This is a genomic window from Chitinibacter bivalviorum (assembly GCF_013403565.1).
GTDB classification, from domain to species: domain Bacteria; phylum Pseudomonadota; class Gammaproteobacteria; order Burkholderiales; family Chitinibacteraceae; genus Chitinibacter; species Chitinibacter bivalviorum.
On sequence record NZ_CP058627.1, the window covers coordinates 2,884,361 to 2,905,801 of the forward strand.

Consider the following 21,441-nt stretch of genomic DNA (forward strand, 5'->3'; position numbering starts at 1 on the left):
ACTGTGCAAACAGTGGTGCAGCAAAAAAGTCACTGTCAAGAATTTAGAATTCAGTCAATAGACGGATCAGTAGTTGGGATTCGGGTTGTTGATTTTGTTCTGGTTTCTTAAATCGGAATGTCGAAAGACATCTGTATCGTTCTTTAACAAAATAGAAGAAGTAATATCTCCTAATTAAACAATGTGAAAACAGGGTGACTTGTTTTTACAGTAATAAATTGGGTTGATTGTATCTGCTGATGTAAAAGTCAGCCGTTGAATAGCGTGAGAAACTATTCAACAAGTCGTAAATACGAAACTCTGACCAAGAGTACGGTAAAACGTGTTTGAGGTTATAGGATCAAGCGAATAAGTGCATCTGGTGGATGCCTTGGCGATGATAGGCGACGAAGGACGTGATAGCCTGCGATAAGCGTGGGGGAGCTGGCAAAGTGCTTTGATCCCACGATTTCCGAATGGGGAAACCCGGCCCTTTTGGGTCATCCTTGACTGAATACATAGGTCATGTGAAGCGAACGCGGTGAACTGAAACATCTAAGTAACCGCAGGAAAAGAAATCAACCGAGATTCCCAAAGTAGTGGCGAGCGAAATGGGAAGAGCCTGTACGTGATAGCAGTCGTGTTAATAGAACGGAATGGAAAGTCCGGCCATAGTGGGTGATAGCCCCGTATATGAAAACACAATTGTGGTACTAAGCGTACGACAAGTAGGGCGGGACACGAGAAATCCTGTTTGAAGATGGGGGGACCATCCTCCAAGGCTAAATACTCATCATCGACCGATAGTGAACCAGTACCGTGAGGGAAAGGCGAAAAGAACCCCGGGAGGGGAGTGAAATAGAACCTGAAACCGGATGCATACAAACAGTGGGAGCGGACTTGTTCCGTGACTGCGTACCTTTTGTATAATGGGTCAGCGACTTACGTTCAGTAGCAAGCTTAACCAAATAGGGGAGGCGTAGGGAAACCGAGTCCGAATAGGGCGCATAGTTGCTGGGCGTAGACCCGAAACCAAGTGATCTATCCATGGCCAGGATGAAGGTGCGGTAACACGCACTGGAGGTCCGAACCCACTAACGTTGCAAAGTTAGGGGATGAGCTGTGGATAGGGGTGAAAGGCTAAACAAACTTGGAAATAGCTGGTTCTCCTCGAAAACTATTTAGGTAGTGCCTCATGTATCACTGACGGGGGTAAAGCACTGTTATGGCTAGGGGGTCATCGCGACTTACCAAACCATGGCAAACTCTGAATACCGTCAAGTGCGAGCATGGGAGACAGTCCTGGGGTGCTAACGTCCTGGGACAAGAGGGAAACAACCCAGACCGCCGTCTAAGGTCCCAAATGATCAATTAAGTGGAAAACGAGGTGGGAAGGCATAGACAGCCAGGATGTTGGCTTAGAAGCAGCCATCATTTAAAGAAAGCGTAATAGCTCACTGGTCGAGTCGTCCTGCGCGGAAGATGTAACGGGGCTCAAATTGATAACCGAAGACGCGGATATGTACGATGTACATATGGTAGAGGAGCGTTCTGTAAGCCTGTGAAGGTGTCTTGAGAAGGATGCTGGAGGTATCAGAAGTGCGAATGCTGACATGAGTAGCGATAAAGGGGGTGAAAAGCCCCCTCACCGAAAACCCAAGGTTTCCTGCGCAACGTTCATCGGCGCAGGGTGAGTCGGCCCCTAAGGCGAGGCAGAAATGCGTAGTCGATGGGAAACAGGTTAATATTCCTGTACTTGGTATAAGTGCGATGTGGGGACGGAGAAGGTTACCTCAGCCAACGGTTGGAAGAGTTGGTTTAAGCGTGTAGGTGTGTGGCTTAGGCAAATCCGGGCTGCTTTAACACTGAGGCGTGATGACGAGTCTACTTGTAGACGAAGTGAGCGATACCCTGCTTCCAAGAAAAGCCACTAAGCTTCAGCTTATATTGAACCGTACCGCAAACCGACACAGGTGGGTAGGAAGAGTATTCTAAGGTGCTTGAGAGAACTCGGGAGAAGGAACTCGGCAAATTGACACCGTAACTTCGGGAGAAGGTGTGCCTCTAGTAGGTGAAGGTGTACAACCGGAGCCCAATGAGGCCGCAGAGAAATGAGGGCTGCGACTGTTTATCAAAAACACAGCACTGTGCTAACACGAAAGTGGATGTATACGGTGTGACGCCTGCCCGGTGCTGGAAGATTAAATGATGGGGTGCAAGCTCTTGATTGAAGTCCCAGTAAACGGCGGCCGTAACTATAACGGTCCTAAGGTAGCGAAATTCCTTGTCGGGTAAGTTCCGACCCGCACGAATGGCGTAACGATGGCCCTACTGTCTCCTCCCGAGACTCAGCGAAGTTGAAGTGTTTGTGAAGATGCAATCTCCCCGCTGCTAGACGGAAAGACCCCGTGAACCTTTACTGTAGCTTTGCATTGGACTTTGAAGTGGTTTGTGTAGGATAGGTGGGAGGCTTTGAAGCTGGAACGCTAGTTTCAGTGGAGCCGTCCTTGAAATACCACCCTGACCCCTTTGAGGTTCTAACCTTGGTCCGTTATCCGGATCGGGGACCGTGCATGGTAGGCAGTTTGACTGGGGCGGTCTCCTCCCAAATTGTAACGGAGGAGCTCGAAGGTCGCCTAGGTACGGTCGGACATCGTACTGATAGTGTAATGGCAAAAGGCGGCTTAACTGCGAGACCGACAAGTCGAGCAGGTGCGAAAGCAGGACATAGTGATCCGGTGGTTCTGAATGGAAGGGCCATCGCTCAACGGATAAAAGGTACTCCGGGGATAACAGGCTGATTCCGCCCAAGAGTTCACATCGACGGCGGAGTTTGGCACCTCGATGTCGGCTCATCACATCCTGGGGCTGTAGCCGGTCCCAAGGGTATGGCTGTTCGCCATTTAAAGTGGTACGTGAGCTGGGTTCAAAACGTCGTGAGACAGTTTGGTCCCTATCTGCAGTGGGCGTTGGAAGTTTGAGGGGGGCTGCTCCTAGTACGAGAGGACCGGAGTGGACTGACCTCTGGTGTACCGGTTGTCACGCCAGTGGCATTGCCGGGTAGCTAAGTCGGGAATAGATAAGCGCTGAAAGCATCTAAGCGCGAAACTAGCCTCAAGATGAGACTTCCCTAGGTCTTTAAGACCTCTAAAGGATCGTTCGAGACCAGGACGTTGATAGGTCGGGTGTGGAAGCGCAGTAATGCGTTAAGCTAACCGATACTAATTGCCCGTGAGGCTTGATCCTATAACCTGAGACGCGTTAAGCGGCTGATGGTATAATCGACCCAATACAAGTTAAGAGATATGAGATCAGTTGATGAGTGTAGCGAATCAACTGATTGTTAAGACTTCTTCTATTTCGAGTGATTGTTTGAAAGAACAGTGACTCACCCAGTTTTGTCTGGTGACCATAGCGAGGTGGTCCCACTCCTTCCCATCCCGAACAGGACAGTGAAACGCCTCAGCGCCGATGATAGTGCGGATAGCCCGTGTGAAAGTAGGTCATTGCCAGACTCCCCTAAGTATAAAAGCCCAGTGTGAAAACACTGGGCTTTTTGCTTTGCGCTGAGGAAATAGAATACCTTGGGGTATGGCGCCCTAATTATTATGTTTGTTGCTCTTCAGAGGCATACCAAGTGTCATTGCTTCGGACGTTGAGCATCTGGGATGGATGCTCACTCCAATTCTGATTTAACGCCAAATACAGCTTTTGCCGTGCTGTTTTGTCATCCACTTCCAGTTAAAATAGTGGCAATTCTTTCGATTGCATGGATTTTTGCTGATGAACTCTGTACTGAATGTTGTGATTTTGGCCGCAGGTAAGGGCACGCGCATGTATTCTAGCTTGCCCAAGGTCTTGCATAAGCTGGCAGGAAAGCCATTAGTTCAGCATGTCATTGATACCGCGAAAGGCTTAAATCCCGCCAAACTCGTGGTTGTGTATGGATTTGGTGGTGAAAAATTGCAAGAGGCTTTAGCTGGCCAAGAATTAGGTTTTGCATTGCAGGCTGAGCAATTGGGAACGGGTCACGCGTTGGCGCAGGCCGTGCCGCAACTGAATGGTGATACCACGCTGATGTTGTATGGCGATGTACCGCTGACGCGCTTGGCGACGTTGCAGAAATTGCTGGCTGCCTGTGAAGGCGACAAGTTAGGTATTTTGACTGACATCTTGGATGACGCAACTGGATATGGACGTATTGTGCGCAATGGACAGGCGCAAGTGACCCATATTGTTGAGCAAAAAGACTGCACGCCCGAAGAAGCGGCGATTCGCGAGATGAACACGGGCATTTTGGTGTTGCCAACTGCCAAACTCACGGGCTGGTTGTCTGAGTTGAAAAATGACAATGCGCAAGGTGAGTACTATGCAACCGATCTGATTGCGCTGGCCGTCCGTGATGGCGTTGAGATTGCGACTGTGCATCCTGCAGATCACTGGGAAGCGGAAGGCATTAACAACAAACTTCAGCTGGCCACCTTGGAGCGTATTCATCAGCTAGAAATTGCGAAATCCTTGCTCACTGCCGGTGTGGGTTTGGCCGACCCTGCCCGTATCGATGTGCGTGGTGCGATTGAACATGGTCAGGATGTCTTGATTGATGTGAATTGCGTGTTTGAGGGCAAAGTAGTCTTGGGTAAAGGGGTGAGTATTGGCGCCAATTGCTACCTGAAAAATGTGACGATTGCGGATGGCGCGGTGATTCATCCATTCTCACATCTGGAAGATGCGGTGGTCGGCGCAGGCAGTCTAATCGGCCCCTACGCACGTTTGCGCCCTGGTGCCGAATTGGCTGAAGAAGTGCATATCGGCAATTTCGTTGAGGTCAAAAAAGCGACGATTGCCAAAGGTAGTAAAGTCAATCACCTGACTTACATTGGCGATACGACGATGGGCTCGGGCGTGAATGTCGGCGCAGGTACGATTACCGCCAATTACGATGGGGTGAATAAATTTCGCACCGTGATTGAAGACAATGTTCGCATCGGTTCGAATAATGTATTGGTCGCGCCGGTGACAATTGGCGCGGGCGCTACCACTGGCGCTGGCTCGGTCATCAGCAAAAATGCACCAGCTGGCGAATTGACAGTAGCTCGCGCCAAACAGGTGACGATTACTGGTTGGCAGCGCCCAACTAAAAAATAAGGTATTGCTCGCTATTCATATTAAATACTGCTTTACAAGCGTATACCTAGCCCGATGTTCGCATCGGGCTTTTTTATTGCGAGCTATCTTACGTTGCTGGATATGGATTCAGCTTTTAGAAAGCTATAGCTTTGTTGCAAATCGCTGTATGATAAAAATCTAATTTATTGTGAGCGTTGGATCATGAACAAGTCCTCTTTATTCTTGGCAACTTTGGCGACAACAGCTCTATTGAGTGCTTGTGGTGGTGGAGGTGGCGGTTCATCTACATCGATTACAACCCCTGCGCCAACTATGCCGAGTATTACGCCGCAACCTGCTGATCCGATCTCGACCACACCAATTATTCCTGCTCCTGTGGCGATTCCGATGGCGGCGGGTGCGTTGCGTATTAGTGAGATTTCGAGCAGTGGCTGGATCGAAATTTATAATCCGAATACTGATCCAGTCGATGTGAGTCGCGTTAAGTTGCGCACTTATGATAACGCCAGCCGAATCATTGAATTTGATATCCCTGCGGCCACTATTCTGCCTAAGGGTTACCTCGTCGTGGCGAAAAAACCAACTGCGAGTGCGGTATCAAGCCAGCAAGTCGTTTTTGTCGGTAATTTAAGCCAGTATCCTGATTTTTGGTCGTCTGGTTTTGTCGAGTTGATTACCGATACGCAAAGCATTGATTTTGTTCGCTATGGTTCGGATTCGACTGCGTCCAAATTTGCCGCGCAAAGCCCTGCGCCCTGGAGCGGTAGTGCTGCTCCCGCATTGGCTTCTGCGAGCTATGGCAATAGCCTAGTTCGTCCTGCTAGTAGCATTAATAGCGATACCAATACCAACGCAGACTGGTCAACGAGCAATTTTAGTACGCCATTTGGCGCCAACGATGTACCCGCCAATGCGGTGGATGCCGATAACGATGGTATTCCCGATTCGGCCGAAATTGCTGGCGGCACTTTCGCTGGCCTTGATTTGTATGGCATGGGGGCGCGGACGGGGCAGCGCGATATCTTTGTTGAAATTGACTATATGTCGAGTACCGATGTCGGCGTTAAACCACGCCCAGAAGCATTGAAAAAAATCGTCGATGTTTTTGCACGTCAAGGGATTGCGTTGCACTTTGACGCTGGTCCGAATGTCCCAGAATATAACCTCGGCAATGCACAATCCGTCCTGCCATTCAATCGCTGCCTTGATTTGGGCTATCCTGCTTTCGGTTGTGCTGATGTGTATGACCTAAAAACGAAATATTTCGATTTACGTCGTAATCCGATTTTCCATTACGCAGTTATGGGTTATGAGTCGGGCTCTAGCAGTGGCGCTGCGGGTCTTGGTGAAGTTTCAGGGAATGATTTCAATATCACGCTGGGAAATCAAGGCTACAGTGTGCAGTCCGTCCAGCAGAAACAATTTTTGATCAATATTCAAGCGGCTACCATCATGCATGAGCTTGGGCATAACCTTGGCTTGCGACACGGTGGTTTTGAAGATCATAACTACAAACCCAACTACATCAGTACGATGAACTATACCTACGCCAATGCAGGCTTACCGCTCAATGCGGCTGGGGCGAATGCGGGTCAGCGCTGGTATTTGCAAAATGGCCTGCGTGGTTTGAGTATTTGCTCTAGCGCACTCGAAGCAAATGCTTGCTCGGATTCATTCATCATCGATTATTCCAATGGCGTGTCGCAAGACTTGGATGAAGTTCGCTTATCAGAAAGTAATTTGCTGGGACGAGGAACAAGTTCAGGTGCTTATATCGATTGGAATGCAGATAATAGACTCACCGCTACACTGTTGAGCTTGAACATTGATTCGCCTGATTCATCCGTTTCGCTGGATGTCTTGCGTGATTACAATGATTGGGCCAATTTAGTGTTGCCATTTGCACGGCAGTATCAAGGATCAATGCTCAGAAGCGTCAATGATCAACGCCCTGTGCATGAAGTGCATTTCCTGAACGACAAACAGCCAGTGGCCAAAGAATGGCCAATCTTGCGAAAAATGCCATGAAAATGATCGCGATTGCTGCTTTGCTTGGCCTAAATAGCGTCGCTTTTTCCGCTCAAACCCAGGTGATGGGGGTTTGGACGGAAAAGCAGCGCATCGAGTCGATTAAGGCTGATGAAGCGAGTTGGCAATGGCAGGGCGGCGGACAATCACTGAACTTGGCGACGCCGCCGCATCAGTTTTCGCCTCCTCAAGTGGGCGACTGGTTTGAGCTCAATATGCGCCACAACCCGGCGGGGGTGATGCGCAAGCTGATGTGGTCGCATGAACAGCAAGAGGCGCCGTGGTTGATCGTGGGACTTAATTTACCCCTCGCAGGCGAGGCAATGCCTGGTTGGCGCTGGGAAGCTGGCCCTGTCTTGGTCAAAGGCAAGCTGCGGATTCAGGTCCCCGTTGGTAAGTTGACTCAGGTTCGCGGTTGGTGTGTGCTCATTTCTGATTTTCGCGGTGCCAAACCCAGCACGCCTGGTGTTGCCAATGAAACTGAGACGCGGCTCGATTGGTGGGCTCAGCAAACGAAAAAGCCCTGTATTTACTAATCAAATCAATATTATTTCTTGTTCAAGGCAGCCCAAGGGCTGCCTTTTTCTTTGCGTGTGTGTCCTTATTTTACCGCCTGTCTACTGACTAGTAGACAATGCTACTGATGAGTAGTATATTGAACTGGTCGGTTTTGATGCCGCGGATGTCGTTACAGTTGTTTGTGCGCTTTAAAAAAATGAAATCAAATCATTAGGAGAAAGTCATGAATACCATCAGCAAATGGCTCGTTATTTTAGCCGCAGGAACAGGTCTAACCGCCTGTGGCGGCGGTAGTGGTTCAACCCCCGCAGCTAGTACTGCGCAAATTCGGGTGGTACACCTATCGCCTGATGCACCCAATGTCGATGTTTATGCTAATGGGGCTAAAGCACTCAGCAATGTGCCCTACAAAGCCGCCAGCGGTTTGTTAACCGTACCGGCGGGTGATTTGGCCGTGAAAGTAACACCGACTGGCTCAACGACGTCTGTGATTTCGGCCACATTGCCATTGGCGAAAGACACCCTGACTACTGTGCTGGCCGTAAATGAAGTCGCCAAAATTGAGCCCTTGGTTATCTCTGAATTAACAACGTTACCTACTGCGGGTAAAGCACGCTTACGTGTTGTCCACGCTGCTGCTGCCGCGCCTGCTGTGGATGTGTATGTGACTGCGCCAACCGCAGATTTAAGCACTACGGCAGCTACATTAAGCGCAGTGCCATTTAAAGGCGTGTCAGGCAATCTGGAAGTCCCTCCCGCCGATTACCGTGTCCGCGTAACTGCTGCGGGTACAAAAACCGTGGTGTATGACTCTGGCACATTACCTGTTCCAGCAGGTGCTGATTTGCTGGCCGTCGCCGTTCCACAATCAAATGGCGCAGCACCGATTAGCCTTTTGCTGGTCAATCGCAATGCGAGCAATAACGTCACCGAAGTGGCTGATGTGAATGCCAAACTGCGCGTGGTGCATGCTTCTCCCGATGCCCCTGCGGTTGATGTATTGGCCAATGGCGCGGCAGTCTTGAGCAATGTGCCGTTTTTTACTGCATCTAATTATCTGACAGTAGCGGCGCAAAAATACACGGTCAATTTAAATTTGGCTGGTACCGCGACCACCGCATTGAGCCAAGATATAACCCTTGATCGTGCGAATAACTACACAGTATTTGCCGTAGGGCTAGCTGCTGGAACGCCTGCATTGCAATACCTCGTCGCCAAAGATGATGCCAGCTTGCCAGCGACCGGCCAAATCAAAGTGCGTGTTGTGCATGCTTCACCTGATGCGCCTGCCGTTGATGTATATGCCAACGATGCCTTGGTCATGAGCAATGTGCCTTTCCCTGCGGTCGGCGATTACTTGAAAGTACCTGCGGGTGATTATGTCTTTAAATTGCGTGCAGCCGGCGCAGCCGCAAGCTCGGCGCCAGCCTTTACTTCCGGCACGGTGAGCACGACTGCGGGTAAAATCTACACGGTTGTTGCACGTGGCTTATTTGCTAAAGCCGCCACGCCAGCCGATCCACAAGCATTCACTTTGAGTGTATTGGCTGATAATTAAGCCAAGTGAAATGTGAAAATGCCGCTCAAATTGAGCGGCATTTTTTATGCTTGGTCGTAGCTAAAGCGAGGCATTAACTGTCACTGGCCCACGATTTCAGCGTTAAATAATCGGTTTTTCCTGTGCCCAATAAGGGAATTGCTGCCACGTGGCGTATATCACGCGGCACGGCCAATTCGGCGGCGCCTAATTCGCGGGCGGCGGCGAGCAGGTTGTCGCGGCTTAGCTCGGCGTGCGTGGTAAAGAGCACCAATGCTTCACCCTTTGCATCGTCAGCGCGAGCGCTACTGGCGTGCATAAAATCGGGCGCTGCTTGCCGGGCAATTTGCTCGACGACTTCCAGCGACACCATTTCGCCGGCGATTTTGGCAAAGCGTTTAGCTCGACCCTGAATGCTGATAAATCCATCGGCATCCAGCTTAACGATATCGCCCGTGTCATACCAAGTGATGCCGTCTTCGCTGGGCAAGACTTCCAATTGCCCGGGGTTTTCGTAGCGTAAATAGCCTTTCATGACATTGGGGCCGCTGACCCATAATTGGCCGCCTTCTGGCACACCTGCTACGGGTATCAGCTTGAGCTTCATACCTGGCGCGAGTTGACCGACAGTACCTATCTTGCTGGCCATGGGCACATTCACTGCCACAACGGGGGCGCACTCGGTGACGCCGTAGCCTTCCAAAATACGAATGCCAAATTGCTCGATGTAATTGCGACGTACCGTTTCATTGAGCTTTTCCGCGCCTGCGACCACATAGCGCAGGCGGCCAAAATCATAGGGATGCGCAAACTTGGCGTAGTTGCCCAAAAAGGTGCTGGTGCCAAATAGCACCGAGCAGCCTCGGTCGTAAACAATTTCGGGAATGATGCGATAGTGCAGTGGGCTAGGGTATAAAAAGACCGGAATACCCGTCACCAGCGGCAGCAGCGCGCAGGCCGTTAAGCCAAATGAGTGGAATAGCGGTAGCGCCACCATAAATTTATCGCGCGGCGTAAAGTCGGCCAAGGCGCGGATTTGCGCCACATTGGCCAGCAGCGAATTATGGCTGTGAACTACGCCTTTCGGTTTGCCTTCCGAACCCGAGGTAAACAAGATCACCGCTGCGTCGTTGGGCGCTTGTTCGATGGCAATACTACTGGGTAGTAGTTGGGCTAAAACAATCATCAATTTGTCGCCCAAGCCTAGGCGTGAGCGCAAATCTTCGAGGTATAGCACTTCGATGCCGGGCAATTGCTCAATCAAAGCGTCGAGCTTGCCTTTGGCAATAAAGGCGCGCGAAGTGACGATGGTTTTGATCTGCGCGGCAATACATGCCGCCAGTATGCCGTCGCGGCCCGCGCTGTAATTGAGCATCGCGGGGATACGTGCCCGAGCGCTGAGCGCAAACAGCAAAGCCAAGGTCGGCGTGGTATTGGGCAATAACACGCCGATGGTGTCTTTGGCTTGCGAAATTTGATTCACAATTCGCGCCAAGCCGATGATTTTTTGCGTCAGGCTGCCGTAGCTTTCCTCGTTTTGCGAAATATCTTCCACCACGCTAAATTGCCGGCCAAATGCTTGTTGTGCATCGAGGTAGGCGCGATACAAGGTGCGCTCTGGCCGAGTGGCGACGAGCATTTCCAGCAAAATATCGCGCATCAATTGCCCCGCTTTGCGCCGACGCGCTTTGGCGGACGGTAACTCAGGCATGGCGATCGCGCGGCGTCCTAGCACTTGCAAGCTGATTTTGGGGAAGAGCGTGCGCGGATAAATGCCACCAAGCCGACTAAAAAAGGTGCGTGAGGCGCCACTGATCCGCACCGGCACGATGGTCGCGCCAGTGCGCGCCGCGGCAAACGCCGCGCCATCATAGACTTTCATCAAGGAGCCCGTCGTCGTGATGCGACCTTCGGGGAAAATCACCACCGGTTTGCCCGCTTCAAGCAGGCGCACGACGGCTTTAATGGCCAGCGGATTGGTCGGGTCGACGGCGAGATAATCGGTGAGGCTGAGAAACAGGCGGAAAAACCAGTTGTTGGCGACGGTCGTGTGAACGACAAACGTCGCATCAATCGGCAGGTGCGCCGCCAGCAAAATGCCGTCGATAAATGACTCATGATTGGCGACAATCAGAGTGCGCGGATTGTGAAAAACGCTGAAATCACCTTTGATACGCAGGCGGAAAAACACGCCACAGAGCAATTTCATACTATTGCGAAATAATGCCTTTAACATCATGGCGCGGCCTGTAGCGGTTTTTTTGACATCCTATCTTAGCAATAAATCGCTGTGGCTGGTTTGAAGCGGGGCTTTGGCGACAAAAATGCCGTGAATACAGCGCGGCGTGGCTGGGGATAGGTATAATGTCGTCTATACTGCTATTAGCAAAATACCCTGATCGGGTATTTGTTTGAAAACCTTAATAATCATTACTTCCAGGTAAATACATCATGGCAAAAATGCTAGACCAAGCACTGACCGACGAAGAATTGGATCTGCTGGATCAATTCTTGTATTCAGATGCGGTGGGCAAAGACGCAATGTCATTGTCGATGTTGCATGGTTATCTCACTGCGATTTTGGTGGGGCCTGCGCAAGTAATGCCGACTGAATGGCTAGGCCAAATTTGGGATAAACCTGAAGCGGTGATTTTTGCCTTGCCCGAAGCTGATGCGATCATTGATTTGGTGATGCGCCTCTATAACCAAATCGCCGACGAGTTAGCGCAAGAACCCCCGATTTACGAGCCGATGCTGTATTGGGAAGACGATACACAGCAAAACTCGAGCATCGAAGAATGGAGCTTGGGCTTCTGCTTTGGTGCCGGTTTGGCCGAAGAAGAATGGCAGCCGCTGCTCGATGAAGAAGAAGGTCAATTTATGTTTATGGCCATCATGAGTGGCTCGGATGATGAGATGCGCGCCGATATGGAGCGCGAAGGCATTAATCTGGTTCAACATGATAATGAGATTGCCGAGCAACTGCCCGAGATGGTGCTGGAGATTCGCGATTTCTTCCGTAATCGCCAGATTAGCGAAGGTGGAAAGCACCGCCTGCATTGAGATCAGCGCGAATTTGCTAGCCAGAGCCCACGAGAGTGGGCTTTTTTCATTTTTAAGCTAATACCTGTCGCCGTCTTACATCAGCAAATTAGTATTTTCTTGCACTGCAGCATCGATATTCTTACAATTGCCCTCATAAAAATAAGTACGGGTTAATACCTATGCGCATTAGGTATTTGATTCCATTCGAACAATAACAGGGGCAAGGAAAAATGAAAGTCTCAATTAAGACGCTAGGCTTTACCGCAGTCGCATTGATTGTCGCCGTGGCGATTGGCAATAAATGGGTCATGGCAGGTAGCCAGGATGCTGAAAAAGCACCTGCAAAGCGTAAAAATAATCCATGCGAATACACCGCCGATTTCAAAGACAACGGTAATGGCACGCTGACAGATCCAAGCACTGGCCTCGTATGGCAAACCTGTGCTTTGGGGCAAACCTGGCATGGTGGTTGCAGCGGTAATGCCACCTTGATGAATCAAGCGGAAGCGATGAAAGCCGCTGAAAATAGTAGCTATCAAAATGCCAGTGGCTGGCGCTTACCGACGAAAAATGAATTGGCTGGCATTATGGTGACAGCCGAATGTAAAGATGCCAAGAAATGGATCGATCCGCGCCTAGCCACGCCGATTGATGGTAAAGACGATTTGGGCTCGTACTGGACATCGACCGAATATGGTACCGATGGTTATCTGGTTTGGTATGCCAATCTGAACACTGGCTATATGGGTGGCATTAATAACGTTAATTTTAATGCGGTACGTCTCGTTCGTTCGGGTAGCTAATAACGTTTAGTCTGCGCACGGCGCTGTCATCGGGTAAAATGTCGTTTTGATTTGAAAAACGGCGATTGACCGCCGTGCAAGGATATTTATGAGCCTCAAGTGCGGCATTGTCGGCTTGCCGAATGTGGGTAAATCCACACTGTTTAACGCTTTGACCAAGGCTGGCATCGAAGCGTCAAATTATCCCTTCTGTACCATCGAGCCTAATGTCGGCATCGTTGAAGTACCAGATCATCGTTTGGCTGAATTATCGGCCATTATCAATCCGCAAAAAATCCAACCTGCGATCGTTGAATTTGTCGATATCGCTGGTCTAGTGGCTGGCGCATCGAAAGGTGAAGGCTTGGGCAATCAGTTCCTCGCCAATATCCGCGAAACCGATGCCATCGTGAACGTGGTACGTTGTTTTGAAAACGACAACATTATTCACGTCGCAGGCCGCGTAGACCCGATCGACGACATTATCGTGATCGGCACCGAGCTGGCTTTGGCGGATATGAATACCGTAGAAAAAGCCATCCAGCGCGAAGGCAAAAAAGCGCGTTCGGGTGATAAAGAAGCGCTGGCGCAAATCGCCGTGCTGGAAAAATTGCTGCCGCATTTGAATGAAGGCAAACCAGCGCGTTCATTCAAAATGAGCGACGACGAAAAACAAGCCATTAAATCTTTGTGCCTGCTGACGATTAAGCCTGCGATGTACGTCGCGAACGTGGCCGAAGACGGTTTTGAAAATAACCCATTGCTCGATAAAGTAACGGCACATGCCGCGGCCGAAGGCGCACCTGTGGTTGCCGTTTGTGCTGCAATCGAATCTGAAATCGCCGAATTGGATGATGCTGATAAAGCTGAGTTTTTGTCGTCAATCGGCCAAGATGAGCCAGGCTTGAATCGCCTGATTCGCGTCGGCTACGATCTACTCGGCCTGCAAACCTACTTCACTGCTGGTGTGAAAGAAGTACGTGCTTGGACAATCCACAAAGGCGATACTGCCCCACAAGCTGCGGGTGTGATCCACACGGATTTCGAGCGCGGATTTATTCGTGCCCAAACGATTGCCTATGCCGATTTCATCCAGTACAAGGGTGAGCAAGGCGCCAAAGAAGCGGGCAAAATGCGCGCTGAGGGCAAGGAATATGTCGTGAAAGATGGTGATGTTTTGAATTTCTTGTTTAACGTCTAAGTTGACTTGTCACGCTGATGTAACATTAACGTCATAATATGAAGGACTGAGCAATGAGTCGCACTGTAAATTGTGTCAAACTAGGTCGTGAAGCTGAGGGTTTGGATTTTCCACCCGTTCCTGGCGAATTGGGCAAAAAGCTCTACGACAACGTTTCCAAAGAAGCATGGCAAGCTTGGGTGAAACACCAAACCATGCTGATTAATGAAAACCGCCTCAGCCTTGCTGATCCAAGCGCACGCAAATACTTGCAACAGCAATTGGAAAACTACTTCTGGGGTTCAGGTGCAGATGCCATTCAAGGCTTTGTTCCACAGTAATCTCGTAATGATTCAGGCCGCATAATGCGGCCTGATGTGCTTCATGAGCACGTCTTGTTATGCGGGTAATTCCCTAGAGTAGGTGTAGGAATAATTTTTGCAGCAGTGAGATTTGCGCCTGCCAAATGGGTGGTTAGCCAGAGGCAAGAAGCTGCTACTGCTGCAATGCAGCGCAGGCCGCACGGCCTGTAGTGTCTAAAGCAGCCAAAATAAGAGCGATGTTATGACGTATAAACCTGCCGACAATCAACTCATGCTCAATCGTGAATTGGGCTTATTGGAATTTAATCGCCGTGTGCTGGCGCAAGCCGAAGACGCACGCAATCCGCTGTTGGAGCGATTAAAGTTTCTGTGCATTGTGTCGAGCAACCTCGATGAATTTTTCGAAGTACGCATTGCGTGGTTGAAAGAAAATATGCGTCATAACCCGACGCGCTTGCTGCCAGAAGGGCTGACACCGCATCAGGCTTTTGATCTGGTTTGCATCGAAGCGCATGATCTGGTTGAACGCCAATATCGTATTTTGCGCGAAACGATTTTCCCGGCAATGGAAGAAGAAGGCATTTATTTCTTCCGCCGTAGCTTGTGGACCGACGCGCAGCGCGCGTGGGTTAAAGATTATTTTTTCCGCGAATTGATGCCGATTTTGACGCCGATCGGGCTCGATCCTTCGCATCCATTCCCGCGCTTGTCGAACAAAATCCTGAACTTTGTGGTTGAACTCGAAGGCCGTGATGCCTTTGGTCGCAATTCAGGGATCGCGATTGTGCAAGCGCCACGCATTTTGCCGCGTTTTGTCAAAATGCCACCTGAAATCGCCGGTACCGAGCATGGCTTTGTGTTCCTGTCGTCGATTATGCACGCACACATTGATGAGCTGTTTGCTGGCATGCATGTGCTGGGTTGCTACCAATTCCGCGTTACACGCGATTCGGATGTGTCGGTTGATGATGAAGACATCAAAGACTTGCGCGCGGCGATTGAAGGCGAATTGTCGCAGCGCCCATTCGGCGATGCGGTTCGCTTGGAAGTGGCCGACAATTGCCCGAAACACGTGCAAGACTTCTTGTCGCAGCAGTTTGGTCTGACCGATGCTGATGTGTACCGCGTCAATGGCCCGGTCAATATGGTGCGCTTGATGCAAGTGCCTGATCAGGTCGAGCGCCCAGATTTGAAATACCAGCCTTTTATGCCGGGTATTCCACCCGAATTGCGCAACCAAAGCGATTATTTCGCCGCGATTCGCCATGGCGACATTTTGTTGCACCATCCGTACCAGAGCTTTACGCCGGTGGTTGACTTCCTGCAGCAAGCAGCACGTGATCCCGCGGTCGTCGCCATTAAAATGACAATTTACCGCACGGGTGCAGAGTCCATTTTGATGGATGCACTACAAGAAGCGGCGGTGCGCGGTAAAGAAGTGACCGTGGTCGTTGAGTTGATGGCGCGCTTTGACGAAGAAGCCAATATCAATTGGGCGGCTAAACTCGAACGCGCAGGCGCACACGTCGTGTATGGCGTGTACGGCTATAAAACACACGCGAAAATGCTATTGGTGGTCCGCCGTGAAGAAGGTCTGCTCAAGCGCTATGCGCATGTGGGGACGGGTAATTACCACCCACGCACTGCTAAGCTTTATACCGACTTTGGTTTGTTCACCGCTAATCGCGAAGTGACCAGCGATGTGAATGATGTGTTTATGCAGCTGACCGGCTTGGGTCTGGCTGGCGATCACCACCAGCTCTGGCAAGCGCCGTTCACATTGCATAGCAATTTTATTGCGGCGATTGAGCGCGAAATCGTGCACGCGAAAGCAGGCAAAAAAGCCGTGATTATCGCCAAGATGAATGCGCTGCTGGAGCCGACGATTATCGATAAACTGTACGAAGCCTCCGGCGCGGGCGTGACGATCCATCTTATCGTGCGTGGCGTCTGCGCGCTGCGCCCAGGTTTGCCAGGAATTTCGGAAAATATCCGGGTGCGCTCGATTGTCGGCCGCTTCCTTGAGCATCACCGCGTGTATTACTTCCTCAATGATGGCGCTGAAGATGTTTATTTATCCAGCGCTGATTGGATGGGCCGCAATTTATTCCGCCGGATCGAGATTGCCTTCCCTGTACTCAGCCCGAAAGTAAAACGTCGTGTTATCCGCGAAAGCTTAAGACCATTCTTGGTGGACAATACGCAGGCTTGGGAAATGTTGTCTGATGGTCGTTATCGCCGCAAAGTGGCGCGTGGCGATAAAATCCGCTCAGCTCAAGGTTTGATGTTGGGTGATTTGACTGCCGGTACTCGCACTTAATTGAACGCAGTTGGCCTCACTTTTTAGGTGGGGTATTCTGCTGAGAGCTCTATTTTCAATAATCTTTGGCCGTATACATTGCAAATGTATGCGGCCTTTGTTTTGTTTGCTGCAAGATTGGTGTTAATCAAATCAGTGTTGGGTTAGCAATAGATGTAGCAAATCTGTAATCAAAGCATGGTAATTTAATGGCGGGAGATTGGGATTTTTTGCCGAATTGCCAAGTCAATTGCGGCTATCACCTATACTTTTCAGTCTTTTAAGTGACCATAATGTGGTCTTAGTATCAATTGGAGGTAATACCAATGTCAGAGACTATGGAAGTGAAGAGAGATAAAACGACTCCAAGTGAGCAAAAAAAGAAAGAGCAAAAACCGTTGGCAGAGCGTTTGGAAGGCTCAAATCCATTTGATTGGATTAAGGTTTCTCCAAAAGTCGAGACCAAATAAAAAAGGCTGCCTAGGCAGCCTTTTTGCATGGGGTAACGCTTTAGCTCAGCGCCAAACTCAAGCTGGCACGGTAATGTTGCGCCGCTTCTTCACTGCGTTCCAGTTGTGTCAGCAATTCCGCCAGTTCGGCATGGGCAATCGCACTTGGATTAACGGCAATACTCGCTTCGAAATAACTTTGTGCCTTACCCCAGAGTTCACGCTTACGACATAAACGACCGAGTGTCAGTAATAGCAACTCATCGCGTGGGTGTGATTTGAGCCAAGTTTCAGCTTGCTGCAATTGCGCCATTTGCTGTGGTAAATCGAGCTTGAGCTGACTATAGGCCGGCAGCAATTCATTATTCCAATTCGCTTCCAGCGCTCTCTCGATGGTTTCTTTTGCTAGCAGTGGTGCTTCTTGGGCGATGTAATTGGCCGCAGCAGCGTGAGCCAATTGCGGATGTTGCTGCTCTTCACTGCTGAGTTTTTTCCACCATTCTTTGAGCTCAACTGCTGTCATCGGGTGCTGCTTGAGCAGTTGCAGCTGGGCTGCAATCCGAATATGCCCTGCTTGCTCTTCATCGAGCGCGTCGCTTTTGGTCAATTGCTCAACCAGTTTTAACACTGCTTCCGGATTTTGCTCACGCTGACGCAGGCGTAGTTCCAGTTTCATCGCATTGGTGAGCTTAGGCGCCAATTCGCGCACGGCGCTAATCGCTTGTCCTGCCTCAACGTAGCGACGCTCGTCCATCCATAGCTCGCCACTGGTCATCAAGGTGGCCAGATGCTCGTGACCGAGGCGCTCGGTGAGTTGCTGCAAAACTTCATCGCGCTTGGCAAAGTCGCGCATGGCGTGGGCGGCGCGGGCGGCGAGCAGTCCATTGACGGCGAAGGCGTCGTTTTCGACGCTCGCGGCCATGGCTTCGCACGCGAGACGGGTCGCGCGCTGGAAACGACCTTCAAAGAAGGCCAGTCGTGCATCGCGTTCCAATTTCACCGAAGCTTCTTTGGCTTGTTCCGCTTGATAGCGGCGAACGCGACGTGGCAAGCCCGATAGTTCGGCAAACATTTTGAGCAGTAAATACAGCGCAATGACACTCAAAATCAGCTGCACAATAAAGACATTCAGCGAGATTTCCATGCGCCAAGGCGGCAGGAAAATCAGCGCGTAGCCAGTGTTGAGCTGGGCAAATAAGGTCATGCCCACCGCGATGGAAAAGAGTGCAATAGTCCACAACAAAAGCTTCATGGTTTAACCCTTTCTGCGGTGGTGCGGGCATTGCGCACGGCGGTCAGGCTGGCGCTCAGGTCGGGAATCGCCACGGTGAGCTGCTGATCTTCCAGTTGCTTCAAGATAATGATGGCGCTTTGGGTTGCAGGCATTTTGGTATCGAAGTAATCATGGATATAGCGGCTAGTCGCGGCAATATCAGTGCGGAACGCCGTTTCATTGCGTTGCAGTAGCGCCGAGCGGGCGTTGAGCAGACGCAGTTTGATATTTTCACGCAGGAAGAATTTCTGATCGGGCGTGAGCAAGGCGGCGTCAGGCTTATCCATGCGGCGAATTTGGATCAATTGTTTGAATTCGTGCCAAATCTCACTGAGCAATTGATTGGCCTTGCTCGTGTCGGTCGTGCTCGGCGTGTGTTTGATCGGCTGATCGTGGCCGGCATCGATTTGCAGTGGCCAGTTATCCACTTTGTCGATCAGGCTATCGAGCTTGGCGGTAATGCCAACGACATCCAGATAAGGCGTGGCTTTGAGTGCGTCCATATCGCGAGTAATCGCCTGACGTACCGTAATGAGCTCGGGCCGGTTGAGACGCGCCAATTGCTGATCAATATTTGATAAGCCCGTCAAAGCGATATTCACGTCGCCCGCCAGTTGTAATTGCTGGCTGGCAAAGGTGAGCACTTGCTCCAATTCGGCCAAGGTATGGATCGATTCGCTGCGCGTGAGCGTGTCATACATGGTCGTGAGCGACTCTTGACGACTTTCAGCTTCGGCCAATTTGCCCGCATGTGTTTGCACTTGAACCTGCAATTGCTGCTGAATCTGCTGCATTTGCGTTTGATTGCTGCGGATTTCCTGCTGCAACTTCTGATTGCTCGCCAATTGGCTGGCTAAATCGGTTTTCAGTTGCTCCATCGCACTTTGCTGGTAGAGCCAAACGCCACCACTGGATAGTATTGCCACCAAAGCCAATACCAATGCTGGTTGCGGCAAGGTACGGCGTGGAGGTACTTGCAAAGCGGCGGATAATGAATCTGCGTTATTTTCTTGGGTCATGGGCTTTACACGTCTATAGATGAGGCTGGCCAAAATGCTGGCAAATCGAACGGGTGATGCCAAGATCGCCCGCATCAGTGAGCACGGTATGCAGAGCCCCTTTGGCCTGTAGCGCGCTGATAATTCGCGGATGCGGAGCGAAGTACTGTACTGATTGTAGCTTGAGCTGCGCTTGCTCTCCACCTAAGTGAAATAAGTGTTGTGCAGCTTCCGAGCTAGAGACAATTAAACCATCACAACCGTGCGCTAATTGTGTCAATAATTCACTTGCATTCCATGACGGAGCGAGGCGTTGATAAGCACTGATCAACTGGACTTGAGCCCCGGCTGCGGTCAAGGCATGGGGTAAGAGCTCACGCCCCCCTTGGCCACGGAAGATCACCACGCGTTGGCCTGCCAATTGCTGCATTTGCGGCATTGCCAGCAAGCCTTCGCTATCAAACTGGCTGGCGGGGTAAATCAATTGTTGGATACCAAGCTCAGCAGCTCGCTTGGCGCTGCCAGGGCCGATGACGGCCGCGGCGAGTGAATTGGGCCATGGCTCAGTCATGACCGCAAATACGGCTTCAATGGCGGAAGGGCTGATAAATATCGCTAAATCGTAGTCGCTCAGTCGCGCAAGCGCTTGCTGTAGTGGCAGAGGATCGAGTGGCGGGGCAATGTCCAGCAATGGAAACGCCACAACATCGGCGCCTTGTTCGGCCAAGGCCAGGCTCAAATCGGCGGCCTGCGCTGCGGGTCGGGTGACCCACAGACGGAGACCGTGTAATGGCAGATCGTGTCGCTTAATCATGCGCCAGTTGTTTCAAAATCTCGCGCGCGCCTTCGGTGCACAGCAAGTCGGCGACCGTACGACCCAGACCGTCGGCCGCAGCAAATGAGCCGTTGGATTCGGCGGTCACCACTTGCGAGCCATCAGGCATGGCGATTAAGCCGCGCAAGCGCAAGAAGCCTTCTTCATTGGTGGCGTAGGCGGCGAGTGGAATTTGGCACGAGCCGTTGAGACGGCGCGATAAGGCGCGCTCTGCGGTGACTGCCGCGGCGGTGGATTCATGGTTAAACGGCGCAAGTAGTGCGGCCAGATCAGTGCGATCACTACGGATTTCCAAGCCCAATGCGCCTTGCCCAGGGGCAGGTAGACTGATTTCAGGCGAGAGCTCACAACGAATGCGATCGCCCATACCCAGTCGTTTCAATCCGGCGGCAGCCAGAATAATCGCGTCAAATTCACCATCGTCGAGTTTGCGCAAACGGGTGTTCACATTGCCACGCAAAGGCTTGATCGTCAGGTGAGGGTAGCGCAGACGCAGCTGGCTTTCACGGCGCAAGCTGGCGGTGCCGACAATTGCGCCTTCGGGTAGCTCATCCAGATGGGCATATTTGCCTGATACAAACGCATCGCGTGGGTCTTCTCGCTCGCCAATCGCGGCAATGGCAAAGCCTTCGGGCAATACCATCGGCACATCTTTCATCGAGTGCACGGCCAGATCAGCGCGACCATCTTGCAGCGCTTGTTCGAGCTCTTTAACGAATAGCCCTTTGCCACCGATTTTATTGAGCGTGACATCCAAAATGCGATCGCCCTGCGTCGTCATGCCGAGTAGCTCTACTTGCAGTGTGGGGTAGGTTTGCTCCAGCCAAGCTTTGACATAGTTTGCTTGCCAAAGTGCGAGTGGGCTTTCCCGTGTGGCAATAACAACGCGCTGTAATTCGGACATGGGAAAACCTCTATGCTTGGGCAAAAGAGCAAGTCTAACATGCCCCCTTCGCCGGATGAAAAGCAGCCGCCTGAATCGGGGCCTTATGGATGCGAAAAAGCCCAACTCTAAGAGTTGGGCTTGGGGATCGATTGCGCTTCTGACGCAAGGGTTTTACTGC

The 21,441-nt window shown here is 51.0% G+C and carries 14 protein-coding genes, 2 rRNA genes and 1 pseudogene; 12 read left to right on the top strand and 5 right to left on the bottom strand.

Annotation, left to right across the window (positions count from 1 at the left end):
• Nucleotides 1-338 precede the first annotated feature (338 nt).
• The 6 genes from HQ393_RS13750 (at nt 339) to HQ393_RS13775 (ending at nt 9,214) form a co-directional block, all read left to right on the top strand.
• Nucleotides 339-3,225 (top strand): 23S ribosomal RNA (locus HQ393_RS13750).
• 155 nt (nt 3,226-3,380) lie between these two features.
• Nucleotides 3,381-3,494 (top strand): 5S ribosomal RNA (rrf, locus tag HQ393_RS13755).
• Between the two features lie 268 nt (nt 3,495-3,762).
• Nucleotides 3,763-5,127, top strand: a complete 1,365-nt coding sequence (gene glmU, locus HQ393_RS13760) for a bifunctional UDP-N-acetylglucosamine diphosphorylase/glucosamine-1-phosphate N-acetyltransferase GlmU (protein ID WP_179355716.1) — start codon at nt 3,763-3,765, stop codon at nt 5,125-5,127.
• Between the two features lie 183 nt (nt 5,128-5,310).
• Complete coding sequence (locus HQ393_RS13765; RefSeq protein ID WP_179355717.1) at nt 5,311-7,137, top strand: zinc-dependent metalloprotease family protein; 1,827 nt, start codon at nt 5,311-5,313, stop codon at nt 7,135-7,137.
• Nucleotides 7,134-7,673, top strand: a complete 540-nt coding sequence (locus tag HQ393_RS13770; protein WP_179355718.1) for a hypothetical protein — start codon at nt 7,134-7,136, stop codon at nt 7,671-7,673. The genes HQ393_RS13765 and HQ393_RS13770 overlap by 4 nt, the downstream gene beginning before the upstream one ends.
• 206 nt (nt 7,674-7,879) lie before the next feature.
• Nucleotides 7,880-9,214 carry a DUF4397 domain-containing protein gene (locus HQ393_RS13775; protein ID WP_179355719.1) on the top strand — a complete coding sequence of 445 codons (1,335 nt, stop codon included), beginning with the start codon at nt 7,880-7,882 and terminating at the stop codon, nt 9,212-9,214.
• A gap of 73 nt (nt 9,215-9,287) precedes the next feature.
• Here the strand turns inward: HQ393_RS13775 and aas are convergent, their stop codons facing one another.
• Nucleotides 9,288-11,432: a bifunctional acyl-ACP--phospholipid O-acyltransferase/long-chain-fatty-acid--ACP ligase gene (gene aas / locus HQ393_RS13780; RefSeq protein ID WP_218871183.1), complete on the bottom strand. Its 2,145-nt coding sequence runs from the start codon at nt 11,430-11,432 to the stop codon at nt 9,288-9,290.
• 212 nt (nt 11,433-11,644) lie between these two features.
• Between aas and HQ393_RS13785 the strand changes: the two genes are divergently transcribed.
• The 6 genes and pseudogenes from HQ393_RS13785 to HQ393_RS13810 all read left to right on the top strand — a co-directional run bounded on the left by HQ393_RS13785 (nt 11,645) and on the right by HQ393_RS13810 (nt 17,292).
• Nucleotides 11,645-12,256, top strand: coding sequence for a YecA/YgfB family protein (locus tag HQ393_RS13785; RefSeq protein ID WP_179355720.1), 612 nt, complete (start codon nt 11,645-11,647; stop codon nt 12,254-12,256).
• A gap of 212 nt (nt 12,257-12,468) precedes the next feature.
• The gene (locus HQ393_RS13790) at nt 12,469-13,041 is read left to right on the top strand and encodes an Lcl C-terminal domain-containing protein (RefSeq protein ID WP_179355721.1); all 573 of its coding nucleotides are present in this window, start codon (nt 12,469-12,471) and stop codon (nt 13,039-13,041) included.
• An 88-nt stretch (nt 13,042-13,129) separates the two neighbouring features.
• Nucleotides 13,130-14,221, top strand: a complete 1,092-nt coding sequence (ychF, locus tag HQ393_RS13795) for a redox-regulated ATPase YchF (RefSeq protein WP_179355722.1) — start codon at nt 13,130-13,132, stop codon at nt 14,219-14,221.
• 53 nt (nt 14,222-14,274) lie between these two features.
• Complete coding sequence (locus tag HQ393_RS13800) at nt 14,275-14,541, top strand: oxidative damage protection protein (protein WP_179355723.1); 267 nt, start codon at nt 14,275-14,277, stop codon at nt 14,539-14,541.
• Nucleotides 14,542-14,761: 220 nt separating this feature from the next.
• Nucleotides 14,762-16,843: pseudogene (gene ppk1 / locus HQ393_RS13805) on the top strand (polyphosphate kinase 1); the annotation flags it as partial.
• Nucleotides 16,844-17,148: 305 nt separating this feature from the next.
• On the top strand, nt 17,149-17,292 hold the full coding sequence (locus HQ393_RS13810; RefSeq protein ID WP_179355725.1) for a hypothetical protein: 144 nt from the start codon (nt 17,149-17,151) through the stop codon (nt 17,290-17,292).
• A gap of 40 nt (nt 17,293-17,332) precedes the next feature.
• Here HQ393_RS13810 and HQ393_RS13815 read toward each other — a convergent pair whose 3' ends face one another.
• The 4 genes from HQ393_RS13815 to hemC are packed head-to-tail and all read right to left on the bottom strand — an operon-like array spanning nt 17,333 to nt 21,281.
• Nucleotides 17,333-18,523 carry a heme biosynthesis HemY N-terminal domain-containing protein gene (locus tag HQ393_RS13815; RefSeq protein WP_179355726.1) on the bottom strand — a complete coding sequence of 397 codons (1,191 nt, stop codon included), beginning with the start codon at nt 18,521-18,523 and terminating at the stop codon, nt 17,333-17,335.
• Nucleotides 18,520-19,563 carry a uroporphyrinogen-III C-methyltransferase gene (locus HQ393_RS13820; protein WP_179355727.1) on the bottom strand — a complete coding sequence of 348 codons (1,044 nt, stop codon included), beginning with the start codon at nt 19,561-19,563 and terminating at the stop codon, nt 18,520-18,522. Before HQ393_RS13820 ends, HQ393_RS13815 begins: the two co-directional genes overlap by 4 nt.
• 13 nt (nt 19,564-19,576) lie before the next feature.
• Nucleotides 19,577-20,356 carry a uroporphyrinogen-III synthase gene (locus HQ393_RS13825; RefSeq protein ID WP_179355728.1) on the bottom strand — a complete coding sequence of 260 codons (780 nt, stop codon included), beginning with the start codon at nt 20,354-20,356 and terminating at the stop codon, nt 19,577-19,579.
• Nucleotides 20,349-21,281, bottom strand: coding sequence for a hydroxymethylbilane synthase (gene hemC, locus HQ393_RS13830; RefSeq protein WP_179355729.1), 933 nt, complete (start codon nt 21,279-21,281; stop codon nt 20,349-20,351). The genes HQ393_RS13825 and hemC overlap by 8 nt, the downstream gene beginning before the upstream one ends.
• Between the last annotated feature and the right edge of the window lie 160 nt (nt 21,282-21,441).

Coding starts and splice junctions, on each gene's coding strand:
- glmU (WP_179355716.1), top strand. CDS start 3,763: ATGAACTCTGTACTGAATGTTGTGATTTTGGCCGCAGGTAAGGGCACG.
- HQ393_RS13765 (WP_179355717.1), top strand. CDS start 5,311: ATGAACAAGTCCTCTTTATTCTTGGCAACTTTGGCGACAACAGCTCTA.
- HQ393_RS13770 (WP_179355718.1), top strand. CDS start 7,134: ATGAAAATGATCGCGATTGCTGCTTTGCTTGGCCTAAATAGCGTCGCT.
- HQ393_RS13775 (WP_179355719.1), top strand. CDS start 7,880: ATGAATACCATCAGCAAATGGCTCGTTATTTTAGCCGCAGGAACAGGT.
- aas (WP_218871183.1), bottom strand. CDS start 11,432: ATGATGTTAAAGGCATTATTTCGCAATAGTATGAAATTGCTCTGTGGC.
- HQ393_RS13785 (WP_179355720.1), top strand. CDS start 11,645: ATGGCAAAAATGCTAGACCAAGCACTGACCGACGAAGAATTGGATCTG.
- HQ393_RS13790 (WP_179355721.1), top strand. CDS start 12,469: ATGAAAGTCTCAATTAAGACGCTAGGCTTTACCGCAGTCGCATTGATT.
- ychF (WP_179355722.1), top strand. CDS start 13,130: ATGAGCCTCAAGTGCGGCATTGTCGGCTTGCCGAATGTGGGTAAATCC.
- HQ393_RS13800 (WP_179355723.1), top strand. CDS start 14,275: ATGAGTCGCACTGTAAATTGTGTCAAACTAGGTCGTGAAGCTGAGGGT.
- HQ393_RS13810 (WP_179355725.1), top strand. CDS start 17,149: ATGTCAGAGACTATGGAAGTGAAGAGAGATAAAACGACTCCAAGTGAG.
- HQ393_RS13815 (WP_179355726.1), bottom strand. CDS start 18,523: ATGAAGCTTTTGTTGTGGACTATTGCACTCTTTTCCATCGCGGTGGGC.
- HQ393_RS13820 (WP_179355727.1), bottom strand. CDS start 19,563: ATGACCCAAGAAAATAACGCAGATTCATTATCCGCCGCTTTGCAAGTA.
- HQ393_RS13825 (WP_179355728.1), bottom strand. CDS start 20,356: ATGATTAAGCGACACGATCTGCCATTACACGGTCTCCGTCTGTGGGTC.
- hemC (WP_179355729.1), bottom strand. CDS start 21,281: ATGTCCGAATTACAGCGCGTTGTTATTGCCACACGGGAAAGCCCACTC.